The following is a 16,406-nucleotide window of genomic DNA, read 5'->3' as shown; positions in this document are numbered from 1 at the left end:
TCTGCGTGCTCCTCCGTGCCGAGGCTCACGCCGTGGCGGGACGCGGCTTCGTGCTCGGCGTGCGCGACGCCTTCGCCTCCTCGACGGGTGCGCCGGAGTCGACGCCGCCGTCGACGGCGCCCTGGTCGATCGGCGCCTTGCGGCTCGGGAACGGGATCGGCGGGCGGTCCGAGACCGGCCGCTTGTCGCTCGAGAGCCACAGCGGGCGCTCCGGCAGCTTCGTGACGTCCTTGAAGATCTCGGCGATCTGGTGGTGGTCGAGCGTCTCCTGCTCGAGCAGCTCCGCGGCCAGCTTGTCGAGGATGTCGCGGTTCTCGTTGAGCACCTGCCACGCCTCGTCGTGGGCCTGCTCGATGAGCCCGCGCACCTCGATGTCGACGCGCTCCGCGATCTCCTCCGAGTAGTCGCGCTGGTGGCCCATGTCGCGGCCCAGGAAGACCTCGCCCTGCGACTGGCCGAGCTTCACGGCGCCGATGTTGGCCGACATGCCGTACTCGGTGACCATCTTGCGGGCGGTGGCGGTCGCCTTCTCGATGTCGTTCGAGGCACCCGTCGACGGGTCGTGGAAGACGATCTCCTCGGCGACGCGGCCGCCCATGGCGTAGGTCAGCTGGTCGAGGAGCTCGTTGCGGGTCACCGAGTACTTGTCCTCGAGGGGCAGCACCATCGTGTAGCCGAGGGCGCGACCGCGCGGGAGGATCGTGATCTTGGTCACCGGGTCGGTGTGGTTCATCGCCGCCGCGGCGAGCGCGTGCCCGCCCTCGTGGTACGCGGTGATGAGCTTCTCCTTGTCCTTCATCACGCGCGTGCGGCGCTGCGGGCCGGCGATCACGCGGTCGACGGCCTCGTCGAGCGCACGGTTGTCGATCAGCTGCGCGTTCGAGCGCGCGGTGAGCAGCGCCGCCTCGTTGAGCACGTTGGCCAGGTCGGCGCCGGTGAAGCCCGGCGTCTTGCGCGCGAGGACCTCGAGGTCGACGCCCTTGGCGAGCGGCTTGCCCTTCGAGTGCACCTCGAGGATCTTCTGGCGACCCTTGAGGTCGGGGGCGTCGACGCCGATCTGGCGGTCGAAGCGGCCCGGGCGCAGCAGCGCGGGGTCGAGGATGTCGGGGCGGTTGGTGGCCGCGATGAGGATGACGTTCGTCTTGGGGTCGAAGCCGTCCATCTCGACGAGCAGCTGGTTCAGCGTCTGCTCGCGCTCGTCGTGCCCGCCGCCGAGGCCGGCGCCGCGGTGGCGGCCGACCGCGTCGATCTCGTCGACGAAGATGATGGCCGGTGCGTTCTGCTTGGCCTGGTCGAAGAGGTCGCGGACGCGGCTCGCGCCGACGCCGACGAACATCTCGACGAAGTCAGAGCCGGAGATCGAGTAGAACGGCACGCCCGCCTCGCCGGCCACGGCGCGGGCGAGCAGGGTCTTGCCGGTTCCGGGCGGGCCGTAGAGCAGCACGCCCTTCGGGATGCGGGCGCCGACGGCCTGGAACTTGGCCGGCTCCTTCAGGAACTCCTTGATCTCGTGGAGCTCCTCGATGGCCTCCTCGGCGCCGGCGACGTCGTCGAAGGTGACCTTCGGGCTCTCCTTCGAGACGAGCTTCGCCTTGGACTTGCCGAACTGCATGACGCGGTTGCCGCCGCCCTGCATTCCGGAGAGCATGATCCAGAAGAAGAGGCCGATGAGCACCAGCGGCAGCAGGATGCCGAGCATCGAGAGGAACCAGTTCGGCTGCGGCACCTCGTCGTTGAACCCGTCCGACGGGTTCGCGGCGTCGACCGCCGCGACGATGTCGTCGCCGCGCGGCGTCACGTAGTAGAACTGCACCTGCGTGCCGAGGTCCTCCTCGGCCTTCGCGAGCGTGAGGTCGACCCGGTTCTCGCCGTCGACGATCTTGACGGCGGAGACCTTGCCGTCGTTCAGGAGCTCCAGGCCCTGCTGGGTCGAGACCTCGCGGAAGCCCGACTGGGTGATCAGGGTCGAACCGATCCAGACCGCGATGATGGCCAGCACGATGTAGAGGATCGGCCCGCGGAGGAGCTTCTTCATGTTCATGGTGCTAGCAGGCTACCCCGGCAGCGCTGGACACCTGCTGCCTGTTCGCTGAAAGCGGTCAGCCCGACGGCTCCCCCGGCGACCCGTCCGGACCGTACTGCGACATGATGCCGTCGACCGTGGCCGCCGCGCGGCTCGCACTCGCGGTGTACCCGACGACGACCGGGAGGAAGCGATCGGAGGCGAGCGACTGCAGCCGGAGGTCGCGCACGGCGACGACGCTCGCCATCCGCCCCGTCGGTCGCAGCAGCGCGATCTCTCCGAAGCCCTCACCCGGGCCGAGTTCGGCCACGACGCGGCCGTCGCGCAGGACGCTCGCCTCCCCGTCCTCGATCACGTAGTACCGGTCGCCGACGTCGCCCTGCGCGAACACGGTGCGCCCGGCCGGGACCGACACGGGCTCGAGCGCGCGCGCGAGCTGCTCGATCGAGGGCAGCGGCAGCGCGTCGAGCATGGGCACCCGCCGCAGCAGTCCGACCTCCCGGTCGAGCGTCGCGACCGACCGGTCGAGCGCTCGGAGCCGCCACCACGACGCGACCGCGAGCACGGGGCACAGCAGCCCGACCGCGATGAGCGCGGCGTGGATCCCGAGCTGGTCGACGAGCGTCGACGCGACGACCGCCCCGATGCCCACGAACACCGCGACCATGCTCTCGAACACCCCGAACACGCGGGCGAGGACCTCGTCGGGCGCGAGCCGGGCGATCAGCGTGAAGCCCGCGATGTCGATCAGCGCGTTGGCGACGCCGACGAGCGAGAGCAGCAGCAGCGCCGGCCCCTGCTGCGGCACGACGGAGACCAATGCGATCGGCAGGCCCCACAGGGCGACGCCGACGGCGAACCACGCGCCGAGCCGACCGGTGCCGACGAGGAACGAGGACCCGAGCGACCCCAGCACCGCCCCCGCCCCGACCGCGGTCATGAGGGCGCCGACCCCGGGCTCCCCGGTGCCGAGCAGCTCGATCGCGACGACGACCGAGAAGACCGTGAGCGCGCCCCGGGTGAGCGCCTGCGCCCCGGCGAGGCCCAGGATGAGGAGCACGTCGCGGTCCCGCGCGACGGCACGCAGCCCCTCGACCGCCTCCCTGACGAGGTTCGGCCGCCGCGGCGCCGCCGGGCGGGGCGGGGCGTCGTACCGGAGTCCGACGAGGAGGGCGGCCGCGGCGAAGGACGCGGCCGCGGCGACGGCGAAGACGACGTCGACGCCGGTGAACTGGAGCAGCACGGCGGCGAGCAGCGGGCCCACGAGGGTGGCCGCGGAGTCGAGGAGCCCGCGGACCATGTTGGCGCTGGCGAGCTCGTGGCCCGTGCGGCAGAGGGACGGCAGCAGCGCCGAGTGCGCGGGCCGATAGAGGGTGGCCGCGATCGTCGAGACGACGGCGAGCACGTACACGATCGCCGCCGGGCCGGCCATCGCCACGACGACGGCCGTCGCCGCGGTCGCGGCGCCGCGCACGACGGAGACGAGGATGAGCACCCGCTCGCGGCGCCCGCGGTCGGCGATGGGCGAGAGCAGCGGGGCGAGGAGCGCCGACGGCACCATGCGCAGGAGCCCCACGAGTCCGACCGCCGCGGCGCCGCCGTCGCGGTAGGCGACGATGCCGAGGGCGACCGTGAACGCCCACTCCGCGGTCCATGCGCCGAGGAAGCTTAGCTGGGCGCGGCGCAGGTCGCCGTTGCGCCAGTTGCTCGCGAACGCGGCACCGGCGTCGCGCAGCCTCGTGCGACGTGCGCGCTCCCCCATGCGGCGACCCCCCGATCTCCGCGCGGACGCCCGATCAGCTGTACACGTGCGGTGCCAGGATCGCGACGTCGCGCAGGTTGCGATAGGTCTCGGCGTAGTCGAGACCGTAGCCCACGACGAACTGGTTCGGGATGTCGAACCCGAGGTACTTGACGTCGATCTCGACCTTCGCGGCATCCGGCTTGCGCAGGAGGGCGCAGATCTCGATCGACGCCGCACCGCGCGAGGCGAGGTTGCCGAGCAGCCAGCTGAGCGTGAGTCCGGAGTCGATGATGTCCTCGACGATGAGCACGTGGCGCCCCGACAGGTCGGTGTCGAGGTCCTTGAGGATCTTGACGACGCCGGACGACTGGGTGCCGGCGCCGTACGACGAGACGGCCATCCAGTCCATCGTCACGTGGCTGCGGAGCTCGCGCGCGAGGTCCGCCATGACCATGACGGCGCCCTTCAGCACGCCGACGAGCAGGAGGCGCTCACCCTCGTAGTCGGCCTCGATCCGGCGGGCGAGCTCGGCGAGCTTGTCGCGGATCTGCTGCTCCGTCACGAGCACTTCGGTCAGGTCGCCCTCGATCTCGCGCGAATCCATCCTTGCTCCCTCTCACCTCGTGCGGCCGAACGGATGCCACGAGCCTACGCCGTGGCCGGTCAGTGATCGTGCGGCAGCACGGTCGTCGACCCCGTGGTGGAGAGCACGACGTGGGCGCCCGCCCGGGTGGCCCGCACGCCCCCCGGCAGGTCGATCGGTCCCTGCCCGTGCCAGTCGGTCACGAGCCGGGCGACCTCGAGCGTCTGGGTGCGGCTCAGCGACGCCCCGAACTCGCTGGCGACGACGTGGCGGATGATGCGCTGGCGGAGCGCCGCGGGGTTCGCGGCGAGCACCGCGGCCGACACCGCGATGCCCGCCTCGGCCGGCTCGCAGATCTCCTCGATGAACTCGTCGATCTGCTCGTCGAAGGCCCGCTCGTCTTCGCGGAGCTGCTCGGCCGTGCGGGCGAGCGCCTCGGCGACGCCCGGGCCGAGCTCGGCCTCGAGCAGGGGCAGCACCCGTTCGCGCACGCGCACGCGCGCGTACGCGGAATCGAGGTTGTGCGGGTCGTTCCACGGTTCGAGCCCGGCGTCGAGGCAGGCCTGCCGGGTGTCGGCGCGGCGGATGCCGAGCAGGGGCCGGGCGTACCGACCGGACCGGGCGGCCATCCCACCGAGGCTGCCGGAGCCGGATCCGCGGGCCAGCCCGAGCAGCACGGTCTCGGCCTGGTCGTCGAGCGTGTGGCCGAGCAGCACGACCTCGGCGCCGGTCGCGGCCGCGGCGGCGTCCAGCGCGGCGTACCGGGCGGCGCGCGCCGCCCCCTCCGGACCGGCGCCGCCGGGCGCGGCGCCCGCGTCGACGCGTTCGACGAGCACGGGGTCGAGGCCGAGGTCGCGGGCGACGGATGCCGCGGCATCCGCCTGCTCGGACGACCCGGGCTGCAGACCGTGGTCGACGACCACCGCGCCGGCCCGCCACCCCGCACGCGGGGCCTCGAACGCGGCCGCCGCGGCGAGCGCGAGCGAGTCGGGCCCGCCGGAGAGCGCGACGAGCGCGAGCGGGGCGTCGTCGCGGGCGTCGAGCACCGATCGCACCGCGCGTCGCACGTCGGCGATCGGCGGCGTCAGGCGGGGACGGCGCTCCGAGGGCATCACGTAACCTTATTCCGTCGTCCGGGGCCCGTTCGGGTGCGCCCGCGGCGCCGGGCCCGTCGAGGCCCCGAGAACTTCGAGACGCCACCATCCGAAACGAGGAGAGCAGCATGGGCGAGTACGCCGCCGTCATCGAGATCCCCAAGGGGAGCCGCAACAAGTACGAGGTCGACCACGAGACCGGCCGGGTGTTCCTCGACCGCGTGCTCTACACGAACTTCGTGTACCCGACCGACTACGGCTTCTTCGAGAACACGCTCGGCGACGACGGCGACCCGCTCGACGTGCTCGTGCTCACCCAGTACCCGCTCTTCCCCGGCGTCGGCGTGAAGGTCCGCCCCGTCGGCGTCTTCAACATGGTCGACGACGGCGGCGGCGACGCGAAGGTCATCGCGGTGCCCGCTGGCGACCCGCGCTGGGACCACATCCAGGACGTCGACGACGTGCCCGAGTACACCCGCAAGGAGATCGAGCACTTCTTCGAGCACTACAAGGACCTCGAGCCCGGCAAGTGGGTCAAGACCGAGGGCTGGGCGAACGCGGCGGAGGCCGAGTCGCTCATCGCGAAGGCCATCGAGGCCTACCCGGGTCACTGACTCAAGTCGGATGCCGCGGCATCCGCTGCACGCACCGAGGGGGCGAGCCGATCGGCTCGCCCCCTCGTCGTGTTCCCGGCCGCGGTCTCAGCCGAGGTAGACGCCGCGCGCCGACAGGAACGGGATCGGGTTGATGCGGCTCCAGCCGCTGTAGACCTCGAAGTGCAGGTGGCATCCGGTCGACGCACCGGTGGTGCCGCTCGAGGCGATCACCTGGCCGGAGTTCACCCACTGCCCGTAGCCGACGAAGAGGCCGCCCGGGCGGATGTGGGCGTACCCGGTGGAGATGCCGCCGCCGTGGTCGATCTTGATGAAGTTGCCGTAGCTGCCCGACCAGCCGGCGTAGACGACGGTGCCGCTCGCGGCCGCGTAGATCGGGGCGGAGCAGCCGGTCGCGATGTCGACGGCGTAGTGGAACGGGTTCGTGCAGTACCCGCCGGTGCACATGACGGCACGGGGGCCGTAGTACTCGGAGATGTAGCCGTACGCCGGCTTCGACCAGCCTGACGACGCGGTCGATCCTCCGCCGCCACCGCCGGACGACCCGCCGCCACCGCCGCTGCCGGCGGCAGCTGCCGCGGCCGCGGCCGCCGCGGCCGCCTCGCGCCTGCGGCGCTCCTCCTCCTTGCGGCGGCGCTCCTCCTCTTCCTTCCGCTTGCGCTCGCCCTCCTGGTAGGCGGCGGTCGTCTTCGCCTCGGCGTCCTTGAGGAACTTGAGCTGCTGGTCCAGCTCGATCTTCTTCTCCTCGGACTCGGCCAGCGCGGCCTCGGCGGCCGCCTGGGCGGCCTGTGCCGCGGCAAGCGCCTGCTCGGCCGCGATGCGCAGCTTCTCGCGTTCGGCGCGCGCCACCTCGGCCTGGTCGGCGAGCGACTGGGCCGCGTTGCCGGCCTCCTGCGCCTCCTCGTAGATGTCGGCCGTCCGCTCGACGAGCTTCTCCATCGAGCCGAGCTTCGCGAGCAGCTCGTCGGTGCGGGCCGCATCGCCCGCGTCGAAGAGCAGGTTCACCCCGATGTCGGAACCGCCCGTGCGGTAGAGCTGGGCCGCGAGCTGCCCGGCGTTCTTCTCGGCCTCGTCGGCCTTCGCCTGCGCCGCATCGGCCTGCGCCTGGATCTCGTCCGCACGGCGGACCGCGTCGTCGTACTGCTGCTGGGCGACGAAGAGCTCCTCGGTGCGGCGCTCGGCCTCGGCCCGGGCCGCCTCGACGTTCGCCTCGAGCTCGGCGATGAGCCCGATGATCTCGTCGACGGCGGCGGCCGCGGCCTTCGTGTCGGCCTTGGCCTTCTGCACCTCGTCCCACGTCGGGTAGTCGGCCGCCGTCGCGGGCGCGGGGTTCGCCACCACGCCGCCCGTCGCCGCGATCACGAGTGCGAGCGCAGCGGCGAACCCGCGCAGGCGCGTCCCCCAGGCGCCCGGCGCTCGACGTGCTCGATCTCGCGACATCCGTCCCCATCCGCGCGGCCGTACGGCCGCGCTCGTGCTGCCCGACCGGCGGGCAGTGGCCCTGCCACACTAGGAGCCGGTCGGCGCCGGACCGGGCATTTCGGGTGCGCGTGGCGCGACTCCGACCCCTCGTTTTGGAATCTCGCCGACTTCTGCGTATGCTTTCTTCTCGGCGGTCGAGCCCCAGGGCGAGACCGAGATCGGGCCTCACGGCACGGTCGCCCGGCCCCATCGTTTAGCGGCCTAGGACACCGCCCTTTCACGGCGGCAGCACGGGTTCGAATCCCGTTGGGGTCACCCAGCGATGGGTTTACAATTGAACAGCTTCATTACGAGGCCCTGTGGCGCAGTTGGTTAGCGTGCCGCCCTGTCACGGCGGAGGTCGCGGGTTCAAGTCCCGTCAGGGTCGCTCAGGCGACAAGCCCTTTCCCTTTCGAGAGAAGGGGCTTTCTCCTTATCATCGAGGTGTTCCGCACCCCGAGGCTCTGTAGCTCAGTTGGTAGAGCGTTCGACTGAAAATCGAAAGGTCACCGGATCGATGCCGGTCGGAGCCACAATCAGCCCCGCGCTGCTTCGGTAGCGCGGGGCTTCTGCGTTTCCCGCGTGGGCACTGGGATTCCATGCGGATCCATCGCAGGATCGCAGCGGCACCGGAAGATCACACCGTTCGTTTCAGTCGGTCGACGCGGTCCCGGGTACGGAGCGGACGACCGTCGCAGGAGAGCCGATGGCGATCGCGTCGGCCGGGATGTCCTTCGTGACCAGTGCGCCGGCGCCGATGACCGCGTTGTCGCCGACCGTCACTCCGGGCAGGATCGTGACGTTCGCGCCGATCCAGACGTTGCTTCCGAGGACGATGGGTGCGGGGTGCAGGTCGGCTCGGTGTCGCGGGTCGAGGTCGTGGTTGAGGGTCGCGAAGACGGCGTTGTGTCCGATGAGGCAGCCGTCGCCGATGGTGATGCCGCCCTGGTCCTGGAATCGGCATCCGGAGTTGATGAACACCCGCTTGCCGATCCGGATGCCCTTGCCGAAGTCGGTGGAGAGCGGTGGGAAGACGGTGACGGTGTCATCGACGGGTGCCCCGATCAACTGGCTGAGCAGCTCGCGGACTCGCTCGGGCGGATGGTAGGTGCCGTTGAGTCGGGCGGTGATCTGCAGGGCCTCCTGGCTGGCGTGGTGCATCACCTCATGCAGGGGGGAGCCGCCGGTGATGGTCTGGCCGGCTCGCAGCGCGGCGAGGAGGTCGTCGAGGTCGACGGTCATGGCGACTCCTGTCGTTTCCGCAGTTCGTCGGCGTGCACCGTGGCCGCGCTGCTGGCGAGGAGGATCAGCTTGTCGGCGCTGGGTGTCCCCGACGCGGCGGTGTAGGTGCCGATGGACAGGCCCGGCTCACCGGGCAGCTCGAAGACGTCGTAGTCGAGCTCGATCTCACCGACATCGGGGTGGCGGTAGACCTTGGTGCCCGTGCGGTGCTCATGGACGTCCCGGTCCGCCCAGTCCAGGCGGAACTGCGCGCTGCGGGTGGCGAGTTCCCCGATGAGCGCCGTGAGCTCGGTGTTGAGCGGGTCGCGTCCGGCCTCGTAGCGAAGCATCGCAGCGGTAAGGCTGCAGGCGAGCGGCCAATCGCCGTAGAAGTCGCGGGCGCGCGAATCGAGGAAGATGAAGCGCGCCAGGTTGGGCCGAGGAGTGTTGAAGTGGGGTGCGAACAGCGCCCGGCCGAGCAGGTTGGCGGCGATGAGATCCTGCTGGGCGTTGTAGACCACGGCGGGCACGGTCATGTTGTCGAGCACGCGCTGCACCGACTCGCGCAGCTCGCGCCGCCCCATGCTCGTGGTGCGGGCGCGTGCGGCCGGGGTGGCGGGAGCTCGGCGGGCGAGGTCGTGCAGGTGCGCGCGTTCGACGTCGGTCATCCGTAGCGCGTCGGCGATCGCGTCGAGGACCGATTCGGATGCGCCGTGGATTCGGCCGCGTTCGAGTCGGGTGTAGTAGTCGAGGCTGACGCCGGCGAGCAGAGCGACCTCTTCGCGGCGCAGCCCGGCGACGCGGCGGTCGCCGCCGCCGGGGATGCCGGCCTGTTCCGGTGTGACGGCGGCGCGGCGGGCCATGAGGAAGTCGCGCACTTCGTTCTCGGCGGCCATCATCTCAACCTACGCCTTCCGTGGGTTGCTGCGGCAGCGCTCGGTGGGCACTGCCGCAGCGGGTGGTCAGAGGGTGAGGAGCACCTTGGTGGCGCGGCGCTCGTCCATGGCCCTGTAGCCGTCGGCGGCGTCCTCGAGGGGCAGGGTGAGGTCGAACACCTTCCCGGGGTCGATGGTGCCGTCCCAGATCAGCTGGATCAGGTCGGGAAGGAAGCGGCGCACCGGCGCGGGGCCGCCCTCGGTGTGGATGCCGGCGAAGAACAGCTGGATGCCGGGGATCTGCACCTCGTAGTTCACGCCGACGTACCCCAGGTGGCCGCCGCCACGGGTGGCGCCGACGGCCTGCATGAACGCTTCCTGGGTTCCGACGGCTTCGACCACCGAGTGCGCACCGAGGCCGTTCGTGAGCCCCTTGATCTTCGCGACACCCGCCTCGCCGCGCTCCTCGACGATGTCGGTCGCACCATAGTGACGAGCCAGCGCCTGACGCTCCGGGTGACGGGACATCGCGATGATCCGATCTGCACCCAGCTCCTTCGCCGCGAGGATCGCCATCAGCCCCACTGCGCCGTCGCCGACGACCGCGACCGTCTTGCCGGGGCCGGCATCCGCTGCGACCGCGGCATACCACCCGGTGCCGAGCACGTCGGACGCGGCGAGCAGGTGAGCCACCTGCTTATCGGTGGGCTCGCCCGGGGTCGCAACCAGCGTGCCGTCGGCGTACGGGATGCGCGCCTTCTCCGCCTGCGTGCCGATCTCCGCGACGAACGTGCGGTGCACGCACTGCGACTGGTACCCCGACCGGCAGATCTCGCACGTGTTGTCGGAGATGACGAACGACCCGACGACGAAGTCGCCGACCCTGACGTTCTTCACGTCTGCGCCGACCTCCTCGACCACGCCGACGTATTCGTGTCCCATCGGCGTGCGGTCCACCGGCTCGATACCGCGGTAGGGCCAGAGGTCCGACCCGCAGATGCAGGTCGCCGTCAACCGCACGATCGCGTCGGTCGGATCGACGATCGTCGGGTCCTCCCGCTCCTCGACTCGGACATCACCGGGTGCATACATCACCACTCCACGCATGCGTGGCACTCCTTCACTTGGTGCATTCGGTGCGGCGTGGTCCAGCCGCTGCCGCCGGGCCGGTCACGTTCGACCTGCCCATTCCATGCAACGCGCCGCCGCGAGAATGTGGCAGGCCCTCCCAGACACCCCCAGCCCCGCGGCTCCCGCACGCGGCGTGCGTGGCGACCGGGATGCCGCGATCGGCGCTTCCGGCGAACGGGGAGGGCACCGCGTCCGTCGCGCGAGCACCTCCCCGTCCTGCGTCCGGCATCGTGTGCGACGCCGGTGGCGACGTCCGATGTCACCTCATGGCGCGATGATCAGCCTGGAGATCCTGTCCTCGTGGAGGGTGAACCGGTAGCGCAGGTCGGCGACGCCTCCGGGGAAGTCGCCCTCCAGGCGCGCCAGGACCGTCCATCGGTCGGGACCGTCCTGACGCTGACCGATGAGGGTCGTCGTGTACGTGTACTCCCCGCCGGTCCTGTCGACCCAGGCGCGGATGCCGTCCTGGCCGACGTGGTCGATGCCTTCGTCGGTGACGCGGGCATCCGCCGCGAAGGCCTCGATGATCGACTGCCTCCGACCATCGTCGCCCTGCGCGTCCATGTAGCGGGCGACGACCGGGGGCACCGTCGCGGTGTCGTAGGCGTCGAATGCGTCGGTGTGAGACATGAGTGTCCTCCAGTTCCACCAGTTCCGGTGATCGGTGTGCACGACCCTCCGGGCTGCCGATCGCTGACGACCGTGCCCCTGATTCGTGCACGGGTTCAGGTTCCGGCTTCCCCCGAGGGGAAGGTCAACCCCGCTCGTCCGCTCTCAGTGAACGACCCGGAAGATCGGCCATCCGATCTCGGTGATGCTGTGCGGATCGATGCCGGGGAACCCCTCGAGGTACGTCTCGCGGGCGGGTGCGTCGGTGGCGAGTTCGTGACGCGCGACGTGTTCACCGAGCGCGGCGTAGACCTGCGGGATCGTCCCGTCGGATCCGTCGTGGGTTGCGACGGCGAGCTCGACGGGGGGCAGCTCGACGATCGCTGCATCCGCTTCGATGGCGCGTTCGGCGAATCCGGCCCCGATGGTGAGGAAGACGGTGGCCGTCCCACGCTCGTCAGCGAACAGGTCGTTGGGCCAGATTCCTCCGTATGGACCGGTCGCGGCAGGATCCGTTCGTTCGGCGATGCGCCGGAGCCTCGCGATCGACCGACGGAACCAGTCTCCGAGGTCGCGCAGGTCGATGACCTCGCTGACCGCCACGGCCCGCGTCTCGGGAAGTCTGCGGTGGACGATCTCGACCCGGGACCGCTCGGGAGTGAGCACGTCGCGGAGGTTCTGGACGGCGACCCGCGTGTCGTCGAGTCGTCGTTCCATGTTCAGGAGGTGTCGCGCGAGGAGTTCCGTGCGCGCCGCGACATCCGGGGCGGTCAGCACCTCCCGAATGGAGCTGACGGGGACGTGGAGCTCTCGCAGGGTCTTGACGACGCGGGCGTCCGCGATCTGGTCGGCGGCGTAGAGACGGTAGCCGGTGTGATCGTCGACGAACGCCGGCGTGAGGATGTCATTCCGGTGGTAGAACCGGAGGGCTTTCGCGGTCATCCGGACCGCACGCGAGAAGTCGCCGATGGTCATGAGGGGCCCCTGTCGGAGCCCGAGGCTGTCAGAGTGCACGGTGCGTTCCTCCCACCTCAACGGGCGGCACGTTCGGCGGCGGAGCGGGCGCCTTGCGCCCCGCCCAGTCTCCTGCTGCGGGCAGCTCCACCCGCAACTCGACGGCGAACGGTGCGACGATCATCGGAACTCCTCCGAGTCGACCGGGCCGGCTCGCCTCGTGAGCGAGCCGACCCGCTGCGGTCGGCTGGGCGTCAGCGCCTCGCGCTGCGCTCGGCTGCGGTGATGATGACGTCGGCGACCGCGTCGGCCTGGGTGATGAACAGTGCGTGGCTGCCCGGGACGCTGGTGATGTCGGCGCCGATGCGCGTGGCCATGTGCTGCAGCATGGCCTGGTCGAACGCCTTGTCCTCGGTCGCGATGACGGCCCAGCTCGGCTTGTCGCGCCAGGCGGCCACCGTCACGGGGGTGCCGAACACGGCCATGTCGATGGGCACCTGGCTGTCGGCGAGGAAGGCCGCGTCGGCGTCGCTGAGGTCTGCCGCGAAGCCGGCCCGGAACGCGTCGCGGTTGAGGTAGCCGTACCCGTCATCGCCGACGTCGATGACGAACTCGGGCGTCGGCGCGAACCCCTCGTACTGCTGAGCAGTGGTCTCGCCGGCGTCGGGAGCGAGTGCGGACACGTACACCAGCCCTGCGACCTTGGGGTGGACGCCCGCCTCGGTGATGACGGTGCCTCCCCATGAGTGGCCGACGAGGATCGTCGGCCCGTCCTGGAGGTCGAGTACCCGGTTGGTCGCCGCGACGTCGGCCTCGAGCGAGGTGAGCGGATTCTGCACGATCGAGACCCGGTAACCCCGGGCCGTCAGCGCGTCGGACACGCGGCGCCATCCGGATCCGTCAGCGAAGGCCCCGTGCACGAGGACGACGTTCGTGATCCCTTGTTCGGTGTTCATGGTTCTTCCTTCCAGAGCGTCCGCCCACCCCGGGTGGGTTGCGGTCATGAGGTGATAACACTCGCGATGTGCAATATATTGCATGTCGCGTTGACGAACAAGAGACGGCGTCTCCGACTTGCGCGGCGGCGCAGGAGTGTGGGCAATATATTGCATGCCGATTCCCCAGAGCGTCCCCGGCGTTGACCGGTCGCTGTTGCGTGACGACGTGTACCGCCGGCTGCGGGACGCCATCGTCGACGGCACATTCCTTCCCGGTGAACAGCTGAAGGACGCCGACCTTGCGCAGTGGCTCGGCGTGAGCCGGACGCCGGTTCGGGAAGCCCTCCTCCGTCTCGGCGCGAGCGGGTTGGTGGTGGCGGTGCCGGGACGATCGACGACGGTCAGCGCCATCGACCCGAAGGCGGTCAGGGACGCGCGCGATGTCGTCGCCGCCATGCACGTCCTGGTCGCGCGGGAGATGGCGGGCACCCTGTCCGAAGCCGAGGTGTCCCGGATGCGCGACGCGAACGAGCGCTTCGCTCGAGCCCTGGGCGCAGGCGACACCGACGCCGCGCTCGACGCGGATGAGGCGTTGCACGGCGTCCCGGTATCCGCCCTCGGAAACTGCGCGATCGAGGCGGTCCTCGACCAGTTCGGCCCGGTGGTTCGGCGGGCGGAGCGCGACCGCTTCGCGGCGGGCGGGCAGGCGTCGATCGAACGGCATGAGCGGCTGATCGAGCTCCTGGTCAGCGGTGATGCCGAGCAGGCATCGGAGCTCACCTTCGAGATCTGGCACAGCCTGCCGGCCGAGGGGGCCACGCCCTCAGCGTGAACGCACCCGGGCCTCCGGCGTTCCGCGGCGCTCAGTCGCGATGCGCGGCGCGTGCCCCGGCGAGCTTCTCCAGCATCTCCGTCAGCGCACGGAGCTCGTCCCGGCTGAGCGGTCCGCCGAGTTCCCGGTCGATCGCATCCAGGTAGATCGGGGCGGCCTCGCGGAACCGTCGTCGCCCGTCGTCGGTGATCACGGCGAACGCGCTCCGACCATCGTCGGGGTTCGCCTCGCGCGCCACGAGGCCAGCGCGCGCGAGTTCGTCGACGAGCCGGCTCACCCGGGTGCGACTCAACACGACGCGCTCCGCGAGCTGCCCCATGGTCATCCGGCCGCCGGCCGAGTTGAGCTCCAGCAGCACGTCGTACCACGTGAGGGGCAGCCCGGTCCCCCGCTGGACCTCACGGTCGAAGATCGGGACCAGGCGCGCGTGCGTACGCAGGAGCGCCTCCCAGGCACGTTCGGCATCGCTCGGCATGCTCCCACCATAACTCATTTGCGTGCACGCGCACTCATTTGATAGCGTGCACACGCACATGAATGACGGCGGCGCTCCGCCGCGGATGGGACACCACCATGACCACGCTCCTGCACCTCTCCGCATCGCCCCGCGGCGAGGCATCCGAATCGCTCGCGCTCGCGGCGAGCTTCCTCGACGCCTTCCGTGCCGAGCGCCCTGAGGTCGAGATCCAGACCTGGGACCTCTGGGACGGCTCGCTCCCCTCGTTCGGCCCCGACGGCGCCGGCGCCAAGATGCGGATCTTCGCGGGCGAGACGCCCGTCGGCCCGCAGGAGACGGCATGGCATCGCAGCCGGCTCGCATTCGAGCGCTTCGCGGCCGCGGACGTCTACCTGTTCAGCGTCCCGATGTGGAACCACGGCATCCCGTACATCCTCAAGCAGTTCATCGACGTGGTCAGCCAGCCCGGCACGGTCTTCTCGTTCGACGGCGAACAGGGCTACACCGGCCTGCTCGACGGGAAGCGCGCCGCCATCGTCTACACGAGCGCGGTGTACGGCCCGGAGCGCGGCATCGCATTCGGCAGCGACTTCCAGCAGCCCTACCTCGAGGACTGGCTGCGATGGGCCGGGATCGAGACCGTGGCCTCGGCGGCGTTCCGCCCGAACCTGGCCACGACGGATGCCGCGAGCGGGCGGGTGCGGGCGCACGCCGACGCACGGCGCGCCGCTTCCGCTCTCGCGCGGGTCGAGCTACGGTCCGCGTCGTGCACGCGACTGGGTCTTGACGACCATGCTCTAAACGTTTAGATTGACCAGCACGTGACGAAGACGAAGGAGTCGATGTGAGTCAGCGCGGTGTTGTCGTGGTAGTCGGATCAGTGAACGTGGACCTCGCCTTCGCTCTCGCCGACCTCCCGGCGCCTGGTGAAACGGTGGTGGCTGCGGACGCGCGCGCCGGCCTCGGCGGCAAGGGTGCCAACCAGGCCGTGCGGGCGGCCCGGGCGGGGTTCGATGTCGACGTGCACCTCGTCGCCGCGGTCGGGGCGGACCAAGCCGGCGCCGACGCCCTCTCCTCCCTCCGTCGACACGACGTCGAGACGACGTACGTGACTCGAGTCGCTGGAACGCCCACGGGCCGAGCGTTCGTCTCGGTCGACGGGCGTGGCGAGAACAGCATCGTCCTCGTCCCGGGCGCGAACGCGTCGCTTTCGGCGGCGCAGGTCCGGGACTCGCTGGACGCGATCGCCGGTGGACTCCCCCGCCACCTCGTCGTCGTCTGCCAGGGCGAGGTTCCCGGGCCCGCCATCGACGCGGCCGCCGAGTTCACTGCCGAGCGTGACGCGCGCTTCATCCTCAACCTCGCGCCGGTCACACCGGTCGCGCGCTCGACGCTCCGCGCATCGAACCCGCTCATCGTCAATGAGTCGGAGGCCCAGTCCTTGGCCGACTCCCTGAGCGGGTCCGGGGCACGACCGGTGCCGATCCGGGATGCCGCTGGCATCGTGCACCGCGCCCTCGGCGTCAGCGTCATCGTGACTCGTGGCGCGGCCGGCGTGCAGCTGGTCGACCGGCTCGGGGTCGAGTTCGCGTTCCCCAGCGTGCCCGCCGACCGCATCGTCGATACGACCGGGGCGGGAGATGCGTTCGTCGGGACCCTTGCCGCATCACTCGCCGCGGGCGATTCGACCGCCGAAGCTGTCCAGGCCGCACTCGCTGCCGGAGCCCGCGCCGTGCAGACGCGGGGCGCAGGCGCGGAACTCCTCACGACGGGATCGGTGGCATGAAACTCGAACTCCGAGGAATCACGAAGAAGTTCGGTTCCCTGGTGGCGAACGACCACATCGACCTCACTGTCGAGGCGGGGGAGA

General features: G+C 70.7%; 16 protein-coding genes and 3 tRNA genes. 7 read left to right on the top strand and 12 right to left on the bottom strand.

Features of this window, described 5'->3' with window-relative positions; all coding sequences use genetic code 11:
• Window positions 1-25: 25 nt before the first annotated feature.
• The 4 genes from ftsH to tilS are packed head-to-tail and all read right to left on the bottom strand — an operon-like array spanning window position 26 to window position 5,462.
• Window positions 26-2,041: an ATP-dependent zinc metalloprotease FtsH gene (gene ftsH, locus ABD230_RS17305; protein ID WP_344377809.1), complete on the bottom strand. Its 2,016-nt coding sequence runs from the start codon at window positions 2,039-2,041 to the stop codon at window positions 26-28.
• A 58-nt stretch (window positions 2,042-2,099) separates the two neighbouring features.
• Window positions 2,100-3,785 carry an MFS transporter gene (locus tag ABD230_RS17300; protein WP_344377804.1) on the bottom strand — a complete coding sequence of 562 codons (1,686 nt, stop codon included), beginning with the start codon at window positions 3,783-3,785 and terminating at the stop codon, window positions 2,100-2,102.
• Window positions 3,786-3,819: 34 nt separating this feature from the next.
• Window positions 3,820-4,371 (bottom strand): hypoxanthine phosphoribosyltransferase, encoded by a 552-nt coding sequence (gene hpt, locus ABD230_RS17295; protein ID WP_344377801.1) that lies wholly within the window; start codon window positions 4,369-4,371, stop codon window positions 3,820-3,822.
• Between the two features lie 59 nt (window positions 4,372-4,430).
• The gene (tilS, locus tag ABD230_RS17290) at window positions 4,431-5,462 is read right to left on the bottom strand and encodes a tRNA lysidine(34) synthetase TilS (protein ID WP_344377797.1); all 1,032 of its coding nucleotides are present in this window, start codon (window positions 5,460-5,462) and stop codon (window positions 4,431-4,433) included.
• A 110-nt stretch (window positions 5,463-5,572) separates the two neighbouring features.
• Here tilS and ppa point away from each other — a divergent pair, with 110 nt between their 5' ends.
• Window positions 5,573-6,058 carry an inorganic diphosphatase gene (gene ppa, locus ABD230_RS17285; RefSeq protein WP_344377793.1) on the top strand — a complete coding sequence of 162 codons (486 nt, stop codon included), beginning with the start codon at window positions 5,573-5,575 and terminating at the stop codon, window positions 6,056-6,058.
• A gap of 87 nt (window positions 6,059-6,145) precedes the next feature.
• On the opposite strand, the gene ABD230_RS17280 is transcribed toward ppa, so the two are convergent.
• Window positions 6,146-7,498: a peptidoglycan DD-metalloendopeptidase family protein gene (locus ABD230_RS17280; protein WP_344377790.1), complete on the bottom strand. Its 1,353-nt coding sequence runs from the start codon at window positions 7,496-7,498 to the stop codon at window positions 6,146-6,148.
• Between the two features lie 224 nt (window positions 7,499-7,722).
• Between ABD230_RS17280 and ABD230_RS17275 the strand changes: the two genes are divergently transcribed.
• The 3 genes from ABD230_RS17275 to ABD230_RS17265 all read left to right on the top strand — a co-directional run bounded on the left by ABD230_RS17275 (window position 7,723) and on the right by ABD230_RS17265 (window position 8,052).
• Window positions 7,723-7,795, top strand: a tRNA-Glu gene (locus ABD230_RS17275).
• A 38-nt stretch (window positions 7,796-7,833) separates the two neighbouring features.
• Window positions 7,834-7,907 (top strand) — tRNA-Asp (locus tag ABD230_RS17270).
• 72 nt (window positions 7,908-7,979) lie between these two features.
• Window positions 7,980-8,052, top strand: a tRNA-Phe gene (locus ABD230_RS17265).
• Window positions 8,053-8,170: 118 nt separating this feature from the next.
• Here the strand turns inward: ABD230_RS17265 and ABD230_RS17260 are convergent.
• From ABD230_RS17260 to ABD230_RS17235, 6 genes are all read right to left on the bottom strand, one after another.
• Window positions 8,171-8,761: a DapH/DapD/GlmU-related protein gene (locus tag ABD230_RS17260; protein ID WP_344377787.1), complete on the bottom strand. Its 591-nt coding sequence runs from the start codon at window positions 8,759-8,761 to the stop codon at window positions 8,171-8,173.
• Window positions 8,758-9,636 carry a helix-turn-helix transcriptional regulator gene (locus ABD230_RS17255; RefSeq protein ID WP_344377783.1) on the bottom strand — a complete coding sequence of 293 codons (879 nt, stop codon included), beginning with the start codon at window positions 9,634-9,636 and terminating at the stop codon, window positions 8,758-8,760. Before ABD230_RS17255 ends, ABD230_RS17260 begins: the two co-directional genes overlap by 4 nt.
• 66 nt (window positions 9,637-9,702) lie before the next feature.
• Window positions 9,703-10,722 carry a zinc-dependent alcohol dehydrogenase family protein gene (locus ABD230_RS17250; protein ID WP_344377781.1) on the bottom strand — a complete coding sequence of 340 codons (1,020 nt, stop codon included), beginning with the start codon at window positions 10,720-10,722 and terminating at the stop codon, window positions 9,703-9,705.
• A gap of 288 nt (window positions 10,723-11,010) precedes the next feature.
• A complete protein-coding gene (locus tag ABD230_RS17245) occupies window positions 11,011-11,376 on the bottom strand; it encodes a hypothetical protein (protein WP_344377779.1) in 366 nt (121 codons plus the stop codon).
• A 144-nt stretch (window positions 11,377-11,520) separates the two neighbouring features.
• Window positions 11,521-12,369, bottom strand: coding sequence for a MerR family transcriptional regulator (locus tag ABD230_RS17240; RefSeq protein ID WP_344377777.1), 849 nt, complete (start codon window positions 12,367-12,369; stop codon window positions 11,521-11,523).
• Between the two features lie 194 nt (window positions 12,370-12,563).
• Window positions 12,564-13,265: an alpha/beta fold hydrolase gene (locus tag ABD230_RS17235; protein ID WP_344377775.1), complete on the bottom strand. Its 702-nt coding sequence runs from the start codon at window positions 13,263-13,265 to the stop codon at window positions 12,564-12,566.
• A gap of 154 nt (window positions 13,266-13,419) precedes the next feature.
• On the opposite strand from ABD230_RS17235, the gene ABD230_RS17230 reads away from it, so the two are divergent.
• Window positions 13,420-14,079: a GntR family transcriptional regulator gene (locus ABD230_RS17230; RefSeq protein ID WP_344377772.1), complete on the top strand. Its 660-nt coding sequence runs from the start codon at window positions 13,420-13,422 to the stop codon at window positions 14,077-14,079.
• Window positions 14,080-14,110: 31 nt separating this feature from the next.
• On the opposite strand, the gene ABD230_RS17225 is transcribed toward ABD230_RS17230, so the two are convergent.
• Entirely contained in the window at window positions 14,111-14,554 is a 444-nt protein-coding gene (locus ABD230_RS17225) for a MarR family winged helix-turn-helix transcriptional regulator (RefSeq protein WP_344377769.1), read from the bottom strand.
• A 98-nt stretch (window positions 14,555-14,652) separates the two neighbouring features.
• Between ABD230_RS17225 and ABD230_RS17220 the strand changes: the two genes are divergently transcribed.
• Together ABD230_RS17220 and ABD230_RS17215 are read left to right on the top strand one after the other, a co-directional pair.
• Window positions 14,653-15,345: an FMN-dependent NADH-azoreductase gene (locus tag ABD230_RS17220; protein WP_344377767.1), complete on the top strand. Its 693-nt coding sequence runs from the start codon at window positions 14,653-14,655 to the stop codon at window positions 15,343-15,345.
• 35 nt (window positions 15,346-15,380) lie between these two features.
• Window positions 15,381-16,322 carry a ribokinase gene (locus tag ABD230_RS17215; protein WP_344377764.1) on the top strand — a complete coding sequence of 314 codons (942 nt, stop codon included), beginning with the start codon at window positions 15,381-15,383 and terminating at the stop codon, window positions 16,320-16,322.
• Window positions 16,323-16,406: the final 84 nt, after the last annotated feature.

Origin of the sequence: Agromyces tropicus (assembly GCF_039531345.1) — a bacterium.
GTDB lineage: Bacteria > Actinomycetota > Actinomycetes > Actinomycetales > Microbacteriaceae > Agromyces > Agromyces tropicus.
This window is presented reverse-complemented; position numbering and strand designations above follow the sequence as displayed.